Origin of the sequence: Neorhizobium lilium, from assembly GCF_004053875.1 — a bacterium.
GTDB lineage: Bacteria > Pseudomonadota > Alphaproteobacteria > Rhizobiales > Rhizobiaceae > Neorhizobium > Neorhizobium lilii.
Map to the genome: position 1 here is coordinate 106951 of NZ_SBIP01000005.1, position 16386 is coordinate 123336.

Annotated in this window: 11 protein-coding genes; 4 read left to right on the forward strand and 7 right to left on the reverse strand. The window is 62.7% G+C overall.

Annotated features, from left to right (window positions below; translation table 11 throughout):
• Nucleotides 1-120 precede the first annotated feature (120 nt).
• Nucleotides 121-771: a TerC family protein gene (locus EPK99_RS21405; RefSeq protein ID WP_128445131.1), complete on the forward strand. Its 651-nt coding sequence runs from the start codon at nucleotides 121-123 to the stop codon at nucleotides 769-771.
• A 55-nt stretch (nucleotides 772-826) separates the two neighbouring features.
• On the opposite strand, the gene EPK99_RS21410 is transcribed toward EPK99_RS21405, so the two are convergent.
• The gene (locus EPK99_RS21410; RefSeq protein WP_128445132.1) at nucleotides 827-1903 is read right to left on the reverse strand and encodes an acyltransferase family protein; all 1077 of its coding nucleotides are present in this window, start codon (nucleotides 1901-1903) and stop codon (nucleotides 827-829) included.
• A 183-nt stretch (nucleotides 1904-2086) separates the two neighbouring features.
• Here EPK99_RS21410 and EPK99_RS21415 point away from each other — a divergent pair, with 183 nt between their 5' ends.
• Nucleotides 2087-2905, forward strand: a complete 819-nt coding sequence (locus EPK99_RS21415) for an MBL fold metallo-hydrolase (RefSeq protein WP_128445133.1) — start codon at nucleotides 2087-2089, stop codon at nucleotides 2903-2905.
• 24 nt (nucleotides 2906-2929) lie between these two features.
• Here EPK99_RS21415 and EPK99_RS21420 read toward each other — a convergent pair whose 3' ends face one another.
• The 4 genes from EPK99_RS21420 to EPK99_RS21435 all read right to left on the reverse strand — a co-directional run bounded on the left by EPK99_RS21420 (nucleotide 2930) and on the right by EPK99_RS21435 (nucleotide 6520).
• A complete protein-coding gene (locus EPK99_RS21420) occupies nucleotides 2930-3853 on the reverse strand; it encodes a methylenetetrahydrofolate reductase (RefSeq protein WP_128445134.1) in 924 nt (307 codons plus the stop codon).
• An 89-nt stretch (nucleotides 3854-3942) separates the two neighbouring features.
• Nucleotides 3943-5355: a vanillate/3-O-methylgallate O-demethylase gene (gene ligM, locus EPK99_RS21425; protein WP_128445135.1), complete on the reverse strand. Its 1413-nt coding sequence runs from the start codon at nucleotides 5353-5355 to the stop codon at nucleotides 3943-3945.
• A gap of 104 nt (nucleotides 5356-5459) precedes the next feature.
• The gene (locus EPK99_RS21430; protein ID WP_245582520.1) at nucleotides 5460-6242 is read right to left on the reverse strand and encodes a GntR family transcriptional regulator; all 783 of its coding nucleotides are present in this window, start codon (nucleotides 6240-6242) and stop codon (nucleotides 5460-5462) included.
• The gene (locus tag EPK99_RS21435) at nucleotides 6218-6520 is read right to left on the reverse strand and encodes a DUF1932 domain-containing protein (RefSeq protein ID WP_128445303.1); all 303 of its coding nucleotides are present in this window, start codon (nucleotides 6518-6520) and stop codon (nucleotides 6218-6220) included. The genes EPK99_RS21430 and EPK99_RS21435 overlap by 25 nt, the downstream gene beginning before the upstream one ends.
• A gap of 406 nt (nucleotides 6521-6926) precedes the next feature.
• On the opposite strand from EPK99_RS21435, the gene EPK99_RS21440 reads away from it, so the two are divergent.
• Together EPK99_RS21440 and pbpC are read left to right on the forward strand one after the other, a co-directional pair.
• A complete protein-coding gene (locus EPK99_RS21440; protein WP_128445136.1) occupies nucleotides 6927-12374 on the forward strand; it encodes an alpha-2-macroglobulin family protein in 5448 nt (1815 codons plus the stop codon).
• Nucleotides 12375-12392: 18 nt separating this feature from the next.
• The gene (pbpC, locus tag EPK99_RS21445) at nucleotides 12393-14474 is read left to right on the forward strand and encodes a penicillin-binding protein 1C (protein WP_128445137.1); all 2082 of its coding nucleotides are present in this window, start codon (nucleotides 12393-12395) and stop codon (nucleotides 14472-14474) included.
• Nucleotides 14475-14671: 197 nt separating this feature from the next.
• On the opposite strand, the gene EPK99_RS21455 is transcribed toward pbpC, so the two are convergent.
• Complete coding sequence (locus tag EPK99_RS21455) at nucleotides 14672-15517, reverse strand: dipeptide ABC transporter ATP-binding protein (protein ID WP_128445139.1); 846 nt, start codon at nucleotides 15515-15517, stop codon at nucleotides 14672-14674.
• Nucleotides 15514-16386 carry an ABC transporter ATP-binding protein gene (locus EPK99_RS21460; protein WP_128445140.1) on the reverse strand — a complete coding sequence of 291 codons (873 nt, stop codon included), beginning with the start codon at nucleotides 16384-16386 and terminating at the stop codon, nucleotides 15514-15516. Before EPK99_RS21460 ends, EPK99_RS21455 begins: the two co-directional genes overlap by 4 nt.

Genomic DNA, 16386 nt, shown 5'->3' on the forward strand with positions numbered 1-16386 from the left:
TCCAACTCAGGTGCCTGGTGTCCGTGGAATTCTCCGCAGAATGCAGTCGTATAATCTGGCTTCGAGCCAGCTGCTGCCGGAGTTTCACGTCATGAGGCGCCCCGCTTAGAATGGTGCCATATGAGCGAATTTCTTTCTGCCGAGGCGTTATCGGCGCTTCTGCAAGTTATCATGATCGACCTGGTTCTGGCCGGGGATAACGCGATCGTCATCGGTCTGGCGGCTGCCGGCCTGCCGAAAGCGCAGCGTGGCAAGGCAATCCTGGTCGGGATTATCGCCGCCACCGTGCTTCGCATCGGTTTTGCGCTTGCGACGACGCAGCTTCTTCAGATCGTCGGCCTTCTGTTGGCCGGTGGCGTGCTTCTGCTTTGGGTCTGCTGGAAGATGTGGCGTGAGCTGCGCTCCTCCCACCAGCAGACGGATGCGGAAGCGGCGCTCGAAGGTGCCGCGCTCAATGAGGATGGCACTGCCGCTGGCGGGGCTCCGGGAAAGACCTTTGCCCAGGCTGCCTGGCAAATCGTTCTTGCCGACGTCTCCATGTCGCTCGACAATGTGCTGGCTGTGGCCGGTGCCGCGCATGAGCATCCGGGTGTCCTGATCTTCGGTCTGGTTCTTTCCGTCGCTCTCATGGGCATAGCGGCAAGCTTCATCGCGCGCCTCCTCAACAAGCACCGGTGGATTGCCTATGTCGGCCTTGTCGTGATCCTTTACGTGGCGCTCGAAATGATCTGGCGCGGTGGGCACGAAGTCTGGCCCTACCTCAACGGCTGATACCGATTTGGAAGCCCGCCGGCATCGCGAGGTGCCGGTGGTCTTGTCTGCGGGATCAGGCAGTTTTCTGTGGCGACCGAGATAGACGAGCCTGCAGGCGAAGCGAGGCTGCGATGATAGCCCGCCGCGCCGGCGGCTCGACGGTTTTTGAAATGGCGAGCGATAGGGCTGTGATGACCGTAAGGATAGCGCCGAGCAGCAGCCAACGGCTCTGCGTCGTGCCGAAGTTTGCAAAGACTGCATAACCGATGTTCTGGTGCAGCAGGTAGAGCGGATAAGTGAGGCCGCCCAAGGTGACTGCGAGCGCCGGCTTGATGGGCAGCGAGGGCAGAAGTGCTGCAATTGCCACTGCAACGAGCGCAACGGGACCCATCAGCAAGAGCCCGGTCATGCTGCGGTCCATGCCGTAGGTTGCTACAAATTCCGGTTCTGTCAAAAAGGGTGTCGCCGCTGCCCAGCAGGCAGCTGCCAAAAGCACGCCGGCTCCGGTCCACGAGAAGGACATCCTCAGCCTGAACAAGGCAAGGCCAAAGGCGAAATAGCCAGAATAGGACGTAATCAGCAATTTCTCGAGGGCGCCGCTGTGGATCAGGCTTTCGTTGAGCACCGATAATGCGAGCCAGATGGTCACGATGACGCGCCAGTATCGCTCGAAAATGCCGACCGCAATCAACAGAAAAATCCAGCCGTAGAATATGATCTCGTAGGCGATCGTCCAATAGGCGCCGTCGAGAAAAGGCTGTCCGAGCGCCCGCGAAATGATGAACACATGTGCGAGCCATTGGCCGAGTGTGGGCGCAGGCAGCGTCGGGACCGGAAGGAACGTCAGGACGATCGCGGTGATCGTTGCGCAGACCATGAAGGTCGGCCAGAGGCGGCCTATACGACCCGCAGCGAAGGCGTAGGCCGAACGCCCTTCCGCCGACATGGTGATGACATAGCCGGAAATGGCGAAGAAGATGAGAAGGCCGACATCGCCCCATACGGCCATCGGCGCCAGTTCCGGAAAGCCGACACCTCCGCCTTCACCCGAGATCCGCATGCGGAACCCATAGTGAAAGAGAAGGACCATTAACGCTGAAGCCAGCCGTAGAAGGTCCAGATTAAGCAGCCTCTCCGATTGTTTTACCATGTCTTCGGCGCCCGTCTCCTGTCCTGTTTCAGTGTAACCATCCGGCCTTTGGAAATCGTGAACGGTTTGCGGAGAAGGCGGTTTACTACCCACAGCGTCATCAGGACGCCTTTGTTTCGTCGCTTCGGTTGATTTCCTCACGGCATTTGTTGTCAATGGGGAAGCACAATTCTGGAGAGTGGAATGACGGTATTTCTTTGCTGCGCTTGCGGGACCTCTTTCGAGGCAGGCGTGGCACCAGAGATCTGCCCGATCTGCATGGACGGGCGGCAATATGTGCCGGCTTCCGGTCAGGCCTGGACGTCGCCCGAGCAGCTGGCGCAGTCACACCGCAACAGCTGGCAGCAGATCGAGCCCGGTCTTCTTGCCATTCAGACAGTGCCATCCTTTGCCATCAATCAGCGGGCGCTGCTGCTGCGCACGCCCACCGGCAATATTCTCTGGGACTGCGTCGCTCTGCTGGACGACGCGACGAAGTTGCTGATCGCAGGACTTGGTGGACTGAGCGCGATCGCCATCTCGCACCCCCATTACTACACGACCATGCAGGATTGGGCAGCCGCTTTCGACGCGCCGATCTACCTGCATGCCGCCGACCAGCAATGGATCTGCCGTCCGTCGGACCATATCCGTCTGTGGGAGGAGGATGCGCTGGCCCTGTCCGCCAATGTCACGCTGGTGCATGGCGGCGGCCATTTTCCCGGCGGCACGGTTCTGCACTGGACCGCCGATGACGGCATGGGCGTGCTGCTGGCCGGCGACATCGTGCAGGTGACGCCCGGGCGGAACCGGGTATCGTTCATGTGGAGCTATCCGAACATGATCCCGCTCAGCGTAACTGAAGTCGCGGATGTTGCAGAGCGGCTGGCGGCATGGCCGATAGAACGGATCTACGGCGCCTTTGCCGGGCAGAACATCGCCAGTGGAGGCCAGGCGATCATCGCCCGCTCGGCGCAGCTCTATATCGACCGGATCGGCGGCAGGCCTTCCGAAAACGAGTGAGCCGCAAGCGATGGAGCCTCGTGATCAGAGGCTTTCGGCGCGGCGCATACTCAGGCGCTCGTTCATCCATTCCGCGCTGGCGCGAATGCCGCCGAGAGGGAAGACGTGAATCCGGTCGATCAGGCTTTCCGGATGTGCCGCCTTGTAATCGGCAATCTCCGTCAGGACGTCCGTTGGTTCGTAGGGAAGCAGCAGCTTGCTCAGATCCATGGCGCGCCTCTGAAGCACACTGATGGACGGGCCGACACCGCAGCTGATCGCGAACTTGAGCAGCGTCTGGAGCTTGGTGGGGCCGGCAATACCGAGATGGATGGGAAGCTTTATGCCCGCAGCCGCGATTCGCTCCGCCCAGGCGATGACCGGCTTTGCATCGAAGGCGAACTGTGTGGTGATGGCAAGCTGCGCGTCCGTGCGTTCAGCATATAGCTGTTTCAACATCAAGGCCTCATCCACAAGCCGCGTGCCACCGTCGAGATCGATGTCCTTGTTGCCTTCCGGATGGCCTGCGACATGAAGACGCTTGAAGCCGTAGCGGTCGAACAGGCCCGACTCGATCAGCTGCATGGAGCTGTGAAAATCACCGGCCGGCGTCGAGACGCCGCCGCCGAGAAGCAGGGCTTGGTCCACACCTGCTTCGTTTCTGTATCGCTTGATCCAGTCTTCCAGAATGGCTGCGCTCGGGATGATGCGGGAGGGGAAATGCGGCATGACCGGGAAGCCATCGTCATGAAGACGGCGTGCCGTCTCCACCATGTCCTCGATCGGCGTCCCATCGATATGGGCGATATAAACGCGGGTGCCTGAGGGTAGCAGCGACTTGAAATCGTCGATCTTGGCGGCCGTGCGCGGCATGACTTCGATCGAATAGCCGCCGATCATGTCGCTGAAACGCGCCGCGCCGGAAAGGCTGTCCTCCGACTTGCCCTTGAAGAAATTCATCAATGCCATTTCCATCCTCCTCCCTCTGCTCGGGATGAAACGCCCGGCCGAATTGAACGGAGTGGCGTGCGAGAGGTGATTTCTCGCACGCCGGCTCGTCAGATGGCTTTCTTTGTGCGCCAACTTTCGGCGTAATTTTCACGCGCTTCCTGAGCATAGGGTACGGGTGCAACGCGCACGCGGATTTCCGCTTGTCGGTGGCCCTGTTCTACGGACGTTTTCTCCGTGCCGCCATCCGGCTCTCCCCAGATGAGCGTCAGGACGTCGTTATCCTTGATGTACGGATCGACCACGCCGAGCGAAAGCATGGCGCGCTCGTTGTAGCTGTAGCCGTTGAACATGGACAGACCGACGACCTTGCCATCCTTCAGGATCTTGTCGAAGCTGGATGAGGCGTAGTTGGAAAGCGGGAAGTCGATCCACTTTGCCGCCTGTTCCCCGGGCTGGAAGGCCGAGGCGATGACCTTGACCACATCCTCCGGATTCCACTCGAATGTCACCTTGCGGCGCTGCGGCGTTTGCTTCTGCTTTTCCACCGCCGCCCGCCCGACGAAATCGTGGTCGAACTTCACATAGACGCCGTAACCGAGCTCATAGGGATTGAGATAGTAATCCGCGATATTCTTGGACACGAAGCTGCCGCCGATGGAGCCGCTGGCCTCATAGCTGCCGGCAGACAACCAGTCGCGATAGGCCTGAAGCTCATCGCCCGTGTAGATCGCCGGAAGCGGCGAGGGGATCCAGCCGGATTCCAGCGTGTTGCTTGCATAGGCACGGCTTCCGACGAGGCGAAGATCGACGCCTGCTTCCTGCGCGGCCTTGACGATCGCGTCCCGCACTTCGTCCTTCTCTGCGTAAGGCCCCCAGATCTCCAGGCCGGGAGCGCCGGCCATGCCATGGCGCAGCGCCTGGACCTTGCGGCCTGCGACATTGATCCAGTCTACATGGAAGAACTTGATCTCCGGAATGGGGCCGCCATTGATCTTCTCGAAGATCTTCGGCGCATCGGGCCCCTGGATCTGGAAGCGGTAATGGATGCGGGTCACCTGCTTGCCGTCAGGGCGCGAGGGCGAGCGTGGGTCGTGGGTCAGCTTGACGTCGTGCTTGCTGAGCGAGGCATTGTAGAGAAGCCAGTTGGCAGTCGGGGCGCGGCCCACCAGCACGAACTTCTGTTCCGTTTCCCGGAAAATGATCATGTCGCCGATCACATGGCCCGCAGGCGTGACCGGCACATAATGCTTGGCGCGGTTGGTGCCGAAATTGGCAAAGCTGTTGATGGCGAGGCTTTCCAGGAATTTGGCCGCATCGGGACCTTCCACCACCAGCTCATCCATATGGTGCGACTGGTCGAACAGAACGGCGGTTTCACGCCAAGCGGCCTGTTCCGAGCGCCAGTTCGAGAATTCGGGCGCCACGACGGGGTATACATAAATGCCGGTCTTGGAATTGCGTAGAAGTCGGACCGTATTGCCTGCCTCCTGCAGAACATGGCTCAGATTTGCCTTAGTCATGAAAGCTCCTCCTTTTCATTGGGCACGATGTATACATGAAGCCCATCGGCACCTAAGACAAGCAGAAATTTCTTAAAGCGAAACGGAGGAGGAAATGCGTCCGCTCACGAGGAAAGGAGCACAAGGCCCGGCACCGTCTGGATCAGCTCCGGAGCCTCGTGAACGGCATATTCCAGGTTCTTGCGGGCAATCCGCGCGTGCTCGCGGCCGAGTGATTCTGCCCGCGCGCCTTCGCGTGCCGTAATCGCCGATACGATGGAGCGGTGCTGGTCCTGAGCGATGTGCAGCGACTGGCGAAAGGCTGCAACATGCGCGCGGCCGGAGAGGAAGGCGGACGGCGAAGCAAAGGGAAGCCGGGTGGCGCGTTCGATCTCACGGCGGATCACGGTGCTGCCGGAAAGCTTCACCACGAGAGCATGGAAAGCCGAATTGAGGCTGGAATAGGCTTCGAGGTCCACCTCGCCGAAGTCTTCACTAAAGCAGGCATCAAGCCGGCCTAGCAGGGCATGAAGCCGCTCCAACCCTTCCTGAGAGACGCCGCGTTCCGCAGCGAGACGCATGGCCGTTCCCTCCAGCACGCCACGAAGTTCAATTGAATCGACCGCATCGGCGTAGGTGAAGCTGCGGACCGCGAAGCCGCCGTTCGGAAGCCGGTCGAGCAGGCCTTCTTCCGACAACCGCGACATGACCTCGCGAACCGGTGTGCGTGATATCTGAAGGGTTTCCGCAAGCGGCACTTCAAACAGCCTCGTGCCGCCCGGATAGTCGCCACTCAGTATCTTTTCGCGCAGTTCCATCAGGGCGCGGGCAGTGTGGGTGGAGCGTGACGATTCTTCCAAAGCTTGCTCCGATATGCTGGAGATCATCGGCATTCTGCCGATCGCCATTCTAGCGGTTTTCGGCACACGGGCCAAGTCCGCATGTATACATGGAGAGGAGGTGCATCCTGTCTCGAGTTAACTTCGCTCGTTTTCTGTCGATGGGGAGGCGATACGAGCCTCCAGAACCCGCGCCACGGTCGAACGTAGATCCTGAGCGGGCTTGAGGCCGTTTCGCGCATCTCCGCCGCCCGGCGGCGTCCATGCCGAAGGGTGCGCTCGAACTGATAATTCGGGAAGCCGGCCCAGTCGAGGCCGGGAAAGCTTTGCGACAGGGATGCGAAAATCTCCCTCGAAGCAGCCGGACGCTTTCATCGAAGCGATCGGAATAAACCTCCATATGGCCCAGATGGGCAACGTCGTAGGACGGCTCGGTCATTACTTTCCCTAGATTCCCGCCAACTGCACCCGGCGGACAGGTGCGTCTCCTCCAGACAACCAGACGGCGGTTCTCCACCCGGTATTCCGCCCCGGCATGGGGATTAGAAATAGAACCCGGACTTTACGACGACGAATAGGTTTTGTGGCGGGGCCATCAGTTTTTGTTGAGGGACGCCGCCAGGCAGGCGGAGCCTTGTGTCGGCGGTTGCCGATATTCATCCAGAAATATACGCCGCGATCCGCAGTTGATTCGTTGACAAGTCGTTGCGTCCATTGGACAAGTGCAGCGCAACGGGAGCCAGGGGGGACCTCATGTCTAGGCACGCGTTTTTCGGACTTTCAGCTTTACTGCTTTCTGTCTTCGCTCTGGCGCCGCCGCTTGCGGCTGCCGAGCGGCGCATCGAGACAACGGCGGATTCCGATTACTCCGGCTTCGATCTTCGCACGGTGAAGAATGTCACCCAGCAGCAGTGCGAGGCCACCTGCATCGGCGACAATGCCTGCCGCGCCTTTACCTATAACGTCAAGGCGAAGTGGTGCTTCCTGAAATCCGATTTCAGCCAGCTCAACACCTTCGTCGGTGCAGTGGCCGGCAAGATCGTGGAAACGGCGGCAGACCCCGATATCGGCGCGCCCGAAAAGCTGTCCTTTATTTCCGAGGATTTGCTGCAGCAGGCCCGCGAGGAAAAGGCAGGTCTTGCACTGGGCGACAACCAGCAGGGCTACGGCCTGGCAAACCTCAAGGCGATTGCCCAAAGCGAACTGGTGGCGGGCCGAATCGACACGGCGATGTACAATTACAAGGGCGCCCTTTCCGTTGCTCCGGATGACGCCGCACTGTGGATCGAACTGGCGCGGGCGGCCGGCACGGCGCCGAAGGACAATAGCGAGGCCGCAGGCGAGGCTGTCCTTGCCGCCATCAACGGCTACCAGGCATCCCGCACCACGCAGACGCGGGCGGATGCGCTTGCCGTTCTAGGCGCCGCACTTGCCAAGCAGGCGAATTATCGCCCGGCGCTCAGCGCCTACAAGGCCAGCCTGGCACTGGTAAATGCACGCACGGTGCAGGCGACCTATAACGATCTGCGCGAGCGGCAGGGCTTCCGCGTGACCGGCAATACGGTCGATAATGACAGCGCCGATCCCCGCGCCTGCGTCCAGTTTTCAGAGCCGCTGGTGAAAAGCGGCGTGGATTATGCGCCCTTCGTCGTGCTCGACGGCAAGGCACCCAAGGCCATGGAAGCCAAGGACAGCCAGATCTGCGTCGAAGGCCTGACGCACGGCCAGCGCTACAAGCTCTCGCTTCGTCGCGGTCTGCCCTCATCCGTGGACGAAGCCTTGCTGGCGCAGGTCGATCTCGACCTCTACGTGAAGGACCGTTCGCCGACCGTTCGGTTTACCGGCGACAGTTTCGTGCTGCCCTCGACGGCGCGGCGCGGCATCCCGCTTGTGTCCGTCAACACCGAGAAGGCCAACCTCAAGCTCTACCGCGTCGGCGACCGCAATGTCGCTGCCTTGCTTGCCAATTCGCAGTTCCTCAGCCAGATGGACGGCTATACCGCCGGCCAGATCGAGCAGCAGAACGGCGAGCTCGTCTGGCAGGGGACGATCGACATCAGCCGCGACCTGAACAAGGACGTGGTCACGAGTTTTCCGGTGGACGAGGCGCTGCCTGCCCGCAAGCCCGGCGTCTACGTGCTGACGGCGGCCGCTTCTAATGCGACTATCCAGGAATATGACAACCGTGCCACGCAATGGTTCGTCGTGTCCGATATCGGCCTTACCACCTATGCCGGAACGGACGGCCTGCACGTGTTTGCGCGGGCGCTCGGAACGGCAAAGCCGATTGCAGGGGCCGACCTGCAGCTGATTGCCAAGAACAACGAGATCCTTGGAACGGCGAAGACCGATGCCGATGGGCGTGCCGTCTTCACGGCCGGGCTGATACGGGGCGCAGCAGGCATGGTTCCCGCTGTGCTGACCGCGCAGAACAAGGGTCAGGACTATGTCTTCCTCGATATGACCCGAGCCGGGTTCGACCTCTCGGACCGTGGTGTCACCGGCCGGCCAGCACCCGGCGCGATCGACGTCCTGCCCTGGACCGAGCGCGGCATCTATCGGCCGGGTGAAATCGTGCATGCCACGGCGCTTGCCCGCAACATCGATGCCACTGCGACACCGAACCTGCCTTTGACATTCGTATTCCTGCGGCCGGATGGCGTGGAGGAGCGCCGCTTCGTCAATAACGGTTCGCTCGGCGGCTATGCGCTCGACCTGCCGCTGCTGGGTTCCGCCATGCGCGGCACCTGGACGATGCAGGTCTTTGCCGATCCAAAGGGTACGGCGCTCGCGGAGAAGACCTTCCTGGTCGACGATTTCGTGCCTGATCGCATCGAATTCGACATGACGAGCGAGATCAAGGAGATCGAGGTCGGAAAGCCTGTTCCGGTCGCAGTCGAAGGACGCTTCCTCTATGGTGCGCCTGCCGCCGGCCTGACGCTCGAAGGCGAGGTCGTGCTGAAGCCGACTCGTGACAGCGCTGACTTCCCCGGATACCAGTTCGGGCTGGCGGACGAAGAGGAAACGGAAGCCGTCCGCACTACGCTCGACGCACTCGATCCGACCGACGAAGAGGGCAAGGCCAGCTTCGATGCCGCCATTTCCGAGGTGCCGTCCACCACTCAGCTGGTGAAGGCCGAGGTGACCGTGCGGATGCGGGAAGCCGGCGGCCGCGCCGTCGAGCGTTCGCTGAGCCTCCCCGTGAAGGCAGACGGCGGCCGCATCGGCATCAAGCCCGAATTTTCCGGAGATCTTGCCGAGAACGCGGTGGGCAATTTCAACGTGATCACCGTCGATCCGGACGGCAAGAAGCAGGCGCAGAAGGGCCTGTTGTGGAAGCTGGTCAAGATCGACCGCGACTACCAGTGGTATCGTGACGGTTCCTCCTGGCGTTTCGAACCGGTGACGAAGACGCGACAGGTCGCCAACGGCGTGGTCGATGCGACGACCGATGGCGGCAAGATCGCGGTTCCCGTCGCCTGGGGCCGCTACCGCCTGGAGATCGAAACGGCGGCTGTGGGAGGGCCTCAGTCCAGTGTCGAGTTCGACGCTGGCTGGTTCGTTTCGGCAAGCTCCAGCGAGACCCCAGATGCGCTCGAAGTTGCCCTGGACAAGCCGAGCTACAAGATCGGAGAGACAGCCAAGCTCAAGGTCTCTTCGCGCTATGCCGGCGAACTCTTGGTGACCGCGGGAGCCGAAAGCCTCGTCTCCGTGCAGACGGCAAGCCTTGGCGCAAATGGCGGCGAGGTGGAGATCCCCGTCACCGCCGCCTGGGGTGCGGGCTCCTACGTAACCGCGACGCTCTACCGGCCCGGTGAGGCGCAGGAGAGCCGCATGCCGATGCGCGCCATCGGCATCACCTGGCTGAAAGTAGACCCGGAGAGCCGCAATCTCAGCGTTTCCATCGAGGCGCCGGAGAAGACCCTGCCGCGTCAGCCGCTGGATATCGCGCTGCAGGTGGCCGGAGCCGGCGCCACGGAAGAGGCCTATGTGACGGTGGCGGCGGTGGATGTCGGCATCCTCAATCTCACCCGCTACGAGCCGCCTGCGCCCGACAGCTGGTATTTCGGGCAGCGCCGGCTGGGCTTGGAAATCCGCGATATCTACGGCCGGCTGATCGACGGTTCGCTGGGTGCGACCGGCCAGTTGCGCACCGGCGGCGATGGTAGCGTTTCGCTCCAGGCGAGCCCGCCCAAGGAAAAGCTCGTCGCCTTCTTCTCCGGCCCTGTGCGGCTCGATGGCGAAGGCAAGGCGCATGTTTCCTTCGACATTCCGCAGTTCAACGGCACGGTCCGGGTCATGGCCGCCGCCTGGTCGAAGACGGGGGTCGGGCACGGCGTCAAGGATGTCGTCATCCGCGATCCGATCGTGGTGACGGCCAGCCTGCCGCGCTTCCTCGCGCCTGGCGACGACAGCAATCTGCGGCTCGACATCGCCAATACGGATGCGCCGGCCGGGACCTACGATCTCAGCGTCACAACCAACACGCCTGTCGCCGTCGGGCAGAGCGCGATCAAGCCGGTCGTGCTTGCCGCAGGCGGGAAGGCCAGCATCACGCTGCCGCTTGTCGGCATCCAGCCGGGAGACGGAACGGTCGCCATTCGCCTATCGAACAGCTCAGGGCTGTCGCTAGAGCAGGTTCTCGATGTGCCGGTGCGGCCGGCCGCCATGCCGGTGACGGAGCGCCGTCTGGTCGATCTCAAGCCGGGCGGCAGCGTCACGGTGGATCAGGCATTGCTGTCCGACAGCATCCTGCAGGGCGCTTCGGTCAGCGTGAATGTCAGCCGCTCCACCGCCTTCGACGTGCCAGCCCTGCTGATGAGCCTCGACCGCTACCCCTATGGCTGCGCCGAGCAGACCACAAGCCGGGCCTTGCCGCTTCTCTATCTCAGCGAGCTGGCGGTTCAGAATGGCCTTGCCGACGAGGCCGAGGTCAAGAAACGCGTACAGGATGCCATCTACCGGGTGCTGTCCTACCAGTCCTCAACCGGAAGCTTCGGCCTCTGGGGTCCGGACAGCGGCGATCTCTGGCTCGATTCCTACGTGACGGACTTCCTGTCGCGGGCACGCGAACAGGGCTACGAGGTTTCGGAGCAGGCGCTCGTCCAGGCTCTCGAAAATCTGCAGAATGCCATGGGCTACACGAACAACGTGAAGGACCAGGGCAATGAGATGGCCTATGCGCTTTACGTGCTTGCCCGCAACCGAAAGGCCGCGATCAGCGACCTGCGTTATTACGCGGATACGTTGTTGAACGATTTCCCGACGCCGCTAGCCAAGGCCCATCTGGCAGCGGCCCTGTCCCTCTACGGCGATGCCCAACGGGCGCAGTCGATCTTCGCGCAGTCGCTGCAGATGTCTCAGGACGCACAGATCCACAAGGTAAGCCTGGCGCGTTCCGACTATGGTTCGTCGCTCCGGGACGGCGCGGCAGTTCTGGCGCTTGCGGCGGAAAGCCGTCCGGTGCCGCCCATCGTGCCGCAGCTGGCGAGCGTCGTTGCCAAGGAGTGGAGCTCGAAGGCATATACCAGCACGCAGGAGCAGTCCTGGATGCTGCTCGCCGCTCGTGCATTGCAGGCCGGCGACGAGGATCTCCAGCTTGACGTCAACGGCACGGCGCATCGCGGGACGCTGATGTCCCGCGTGACCGGGGAAGCGCTCAGCGAGCATCCGCTGACGATCCGCAACACCAGCAGTGCGGCTCTTTCTGCCGCCATCACCACGGTCGCCGCGCCGTCACAGCCGCTGGCGGCTGGCGGCGACGGCTTCGCCATCACCCGCACTTACTATACGATGGACGGCGAGGAGGCGAATGTCAGCCAGGCGAAGCAGAACGAGCGCTATGTCGTCGTGCTGAAAGTCACCGAGACAAACGAGTGGCCGTCCAGGATCGTGGTGACGGACCTGCTTCCCGCCGGGTTCGAGATCGACAATCCGAATATCGTCAACAGCGCCAGCCTTTCCAGTTTCGACTGGCTTGAGGAGGTAGAGCCGGCCCATACGGAGTTCCGCAACGATCGCTTCGTTGCGGCCTTCAACAGGACCGCCGGCGATGCCAGGGAGATTACGCTTGCCTATGTCGTGCGCGCCGTGACGCCCGGCGTCTACGATCACCCGGCCGCGCAGGTGGACGACATGTATCGCCCGCAATTCTCGGGGCGCACCGCAAGCGGCAAGATGGAGGTCGTCGCTGCGCCGTAGCGGCGTCGGACGGATTCCATGAAGCGCAGGTGGAAAGCAGTCATTGGCCTCGGCACCTGCCTTGTCTTGCTGGCGGGCGCAGCGCTCGGTCTTGATGCAGCCGACAAGGCCTATCCGCCGCCGCTCGACGGGGCGAAGACGCAGTCCGTCGAAGTGCTGGATGCCAATGGCGATCTGCTTCGGGCCTTTGCAACCAGGGAAGGTCGCTGGCGGCTGAAGACCGGCGTGGAGGATGTCGATCCTCGCCTGGTCGACATGCTGATCGCCTATGAGGACCAGCGCTTCTACGAGCATTCCGGCGTGGACCTGCGAGCGCTCGGCCGGGCGGCACTTCAGTTCCTCGGCAATGGACGCATCGTGTCGGGCGCATCGACGTTGTCCATGCAGGTGGCCCGGCTGATCGAGCCGCGCCAGTCGCGATCCGTGTCGGCCAAGCTGCGGCAGCTCGTGCGGGCGGTGCAGATCGAGCGCCGCTTGAGCAAGGCGCAGATCCTCGAACTCTACCTCACCCACGCCCCCTATGGCGGCAATCTCGAAGGCGTGCGGGCGGCGAGCCTTGCCTATTTCGGCAAGGAGCCACGCCGGCTGACGCTGTCGGAGGCGGCGCTTCTCGTGGCGCTTCCGCAATCTCCCGAGGCACGGCGGCCGGACCGGCATCAGGAGGCGGCGCGGCAGGCGCGGGGCCGGGTCTTGATGCGGGCCGCGGTCGCGGCGCTGACGGGCGAAGGCGAGGCGGAAAGGGCGGCGGCCGAGGCCATGCCGCGACGGCGGCTGCAATTGCCGGCCCTTGCCGCGCATCTGGCGGAGGCGGCCATCCGCCGGCAGCCGCAGGTGGAGCAACATCGGACGACGTTGAAACGCAGTATCCAGCAAGCGCTGGAACAGGTGGCGCGAGACGCATCCTCCAAGCTCAGCCCGAAAGTCTCGCTTGCCATGGTCATGGCGGATGCGACGACCGGCGCGATCGTCGGCGAGGTGGGATCGGCCGATTACTTCGACGCCAGCCGTTCAGGCTGGGTGGACATGACGCGGGTCTATCGCTCGCCGGGCTCCACCCTCAAGCCGTTCATCTACGGACTGGCCTTCGAGCAGGGGCTGGTCGCCCAGGAAACCATCATCGAGGACCGTCCGGCGGATTTCTTCGGTTACCGCCCGAAGAATTTCGACATGACCTATCAGGGCGACGTGACCGTGCGTCAAGCGTTGCAATTGTCGCTCAACGTGCCGGCGGTGCGGCTTCTGGATGCGCTTGGGCCTTCCCGGCTGATGATCCGCTTTCGCCGCGTCGATGTCCGGCCTGTGCTGCCGCCCAACGAGGCGCCGGGCCTGGCAATCGGGCTCGGCGGCGTCGGAATTACGCTGAAGGATCTTGTCCAGGCCTATGCGGCTCTTGCCAATCGCGGCCATCCGGTGCGGCTGGGGGACGGTATCCAGGATCAGCCCGGAGCGATCGACGGTGAGCCGCTTCTAGAACCGCAGGCGGTCTGGAATGTCGCGGATATCCTCTCGGATGTGCTGCCGCCCATGGGCAGCCGGCGGCTCGGCATCGCCTATAAGACGGGCACCAGCTACGGCTACCGCGATGCCTGGTCGGTTGGCTTCGACGGACGTTATGTGCTGGGGGTCTGGGTCGGACGGCCGGACAATGGTGCTGTGCCCGGCATTTTCGGCTACCAGACGGCGGCCCCCATCCTGTTCGAGGCATTTTCGAAGTCCGGTGTCGCTATCACGCCCCTGCCGCCGGCACCGCCGGGTGCCACCCATATCGCCCAAGGCGATCTGCCTATCAGTCAGCGTCGTTTTTCGATGACGGCGGGCGGGCTCTTCTCGGCATCGACACGCGAGCCGGCGCCGCAGATCGTCTACCCGCCGGAGGGCGCGCGCGTCGATCTGGGCGCCAAGGCGGGAGAGATATCGCCGCTGGTGCTGAAGCTTCAGGGGGGAAGGGCGCCGTTCCGGTGGCTTGCCAACGGCCAGCCGCTTTCGGAGGTTTCGCGCCGCCGCACCAGCGAGTGGACGCCGGATGGAGCGGGCTATTCGACGCTGACGGTGATCGATGCTGCCGGGCGGGCCGCAAGCGTCAGGTTTTTTGTCGAGTAGGTTTTAACAATCGGACTGAGGCGGCCTTCCCACCCACCCTCATTCCTGTGCTTGTGACAGGAATCCAGCGGTCGCGCGTCTGCGCGGCGAAGGCCCTTTACAGCCCAAGGACTTGGGCTGGCTGGATTCCTGTGACGAGCACAGGAATGAGGGAGGTGAGGGCTGGCGCCATCTCATTAAGGCCGTAACGGCTTTGATCACGCAGCCGCCGCGGCCGCCTTCTTGCTTGCGATCCGGGCGCGGATGGACTCCACGTCAGCGCGCGGCGTGGCGGCGAAAAGCGTGCGCGTATAGTCGTGCTTCGGATCGGAGAACACCTCTTCGCGGGTGCCGTGTTCGACCGCTTCGCCGAAATACATCACCATGACTTCATCGGCGATGTAGCGCACCACGGACAAGTCATGGCTGATGAAGACGTAGGTGAGGCCGAACTCGTCCTGCAGGTCGGCGAGCAGGTTGAGCACCTGGGCCTGAACCGACAGATCGAGCGCCGAGACCGGCTCGTCGAGCACGAGCAGCTTCGGGTTCAGCATCAGGGCGCGCGCAATGGCGATACGCTGACGCTGGCCGCCGGAGAACATGTGCGGATAGCGGTTGTAGTGTTCCGGTCCGAGACCCACCTTCGTCAGCATCTGGTTGGCACGCTCGCGCCGTTCGCTGGCCGGCATATCGGTGTTGATCGCCAGCGGCTCGCCCAGCACGTCGCCGATCTTCTGGCGCGGGTTGAGCGATCCGTAAGGGTTCTGGAAGACGATCTGCACCTTCTGGCGCATGTCCTTGGTCAGATGACCGGGCCTTGTGTCGACCTTTGTGCCATCGATCAGCAGGTCGCCGCCGGTAGGCTCATCAATAAAGGTGATCATGCGGGCGAGCGTGGACTTGCCGCAGCCGGATTCGCCGACGATCGCCAGCGTCTTGCCGCGCTCCAGCTTGAAGGAGACGCCCTTGACCGCATGAACGGTCTTCTTGGGCTTGAACAGCCCGCCCGGCAATTCGTAGTCGCGCCTGATATCGCGGACCTCGAGCATCGTGTTGTCGCTCATGCGTTTACTCCGTTCGTTCCCGCCGATGGAGCGGGTTCCGGATTGCCGTCGAAGAAGTCGGAGACCGTGGTCAGGCGGTCGCCCGTGGCATTTTCCGGCAAGGCGGCCAAAAGCGCCTTGGTGTAGTTGCTCCTCGGGTTTTCGAAGAGGGACAGCACGTCGGCTTCCTCCATCTTCTTGCCCTTGTACTGGACCACGACGCGATCGGCCGTTTCGGCCACGACACCCATGTCATGGGTGATCATGATCAGGCCCATGCCGTTTTTGGCCTGCAGGTCCATGATGAGGTCGAGGATCTGCTTCTGGATGGTGACGTCGAGCGCCGTCGTCGGCTCGTCGGCGATCAGCAGCTTCGGGCTGCAGGCAATCGCGATGGCGATCATCACGCGCTGGCACTGGCCGCCGGACATCTGGTGCGGGAAGCTGTTCAGACGCTCCTCCGGGTTGGGAAGCCCGACCTGACAGAACAGGTCGATGGCGCGGGCGCGACGCGCCTTTTTATCGAGGCGCAAATGGACGCGGAGCACTTCCTCGATCTGGAAGCCCACGGTGAAACAGGGGTTGAGGCTGGCGACCGGCTCCTGGAAGATCATGGCGATATCCTTGCCGATCAGCGCGCGGCGCTCGGTGGCGCTGATGTTCTGGATGTCTCGGCCTTCGAACAGCATGCGGTCGGCGGTGATCTTGGCCGTCCAGGGCAGGAGGCCCATGACGGCCAGCATGGCCACGGACTTGCCGGAACCGCTCTCCCCGACGATTGCCAGGACCTCGGCCTTTTCGACCGAGATGGAGACCCCGTCCACGGCCTTGAACCAGCCGGTGGCGGTTTCGAACTGAACGGTGAGGTTGTCTATTTGCAGAAGCGCCAT

Bases quoted from the DNA above. Each gene is read 5' to 3' on its own strand.
- ligM (WP_128445135.1), bottom strand. From the start codon at position 5,355: ATGACTAAGGCAAATCTGAGCCATGTTCTGCAGGAGGCAGGCAATACG.
- EPK99_RS21430 (WP_245582520.1), bottom strand. From the start codon at position 6,242: ATGGCGATCGGCAGAATGCCGATGATCTCCAGCATATCGGAGCAAGCT.
- EPK99_RS21415 (WP_128445133.1), top strand. From the start codon at position 2,087: ATGACGGTATTTCTTTGCTGCGCTTGCGGGACCTCTTTCGAGGCAGGC.
- EPK99_RS21410 (WP_128445132.1), bottom strand. From the start codon at position 1,903: ATGGTAAAACAATCGGAGAGGCTGCTTAATCTGGACCTTCTACGGCTG.
- EPK99_RS21440 (WP_128445136.1), top strand. From the start codon at position 6,927: ATGTCTAGGCACGCGTTTTTCGGACTTTCAGCTTTACTGCTTTCTGTC.
- pbpC (WP_128445137.1), top strand. From the start codon at position 12,393: ATGAAGCGCAGGTGGAAAGCAGTCATTGGCCTCGGCACCTGCCTTGTC.
- EPK99_RS21420 (WP_128445134.1), bottom strand. From the start codon at position 3,853: ATGGCATTGATGAATTTCTTCAAGGGCAAGTCGGAGGACAGCCTTTCC.
- EPK99_RS21455 (WP_128445139.1), bottom strand. From the start codon at position 15,517: ATGAGCGACAACACGATGCTCGAGGTCCGCGATATCAGGCGCGACTAC.
- EPK99_RS21460 (WP_128445140.1), bottom strand. From the start codon at position 16,386: ATGGCGCTTCTGCAAATAGACAACCTCACCGTTCAGTTCGAAACCGCC.
- EPK99_RS21405 (WP_128445131.1), top strand. From the start codon at position 121: ATGAGCGAATTTCTTTCTGCCGAGGCGTTATCGGCGCTTCTGCAAGTT.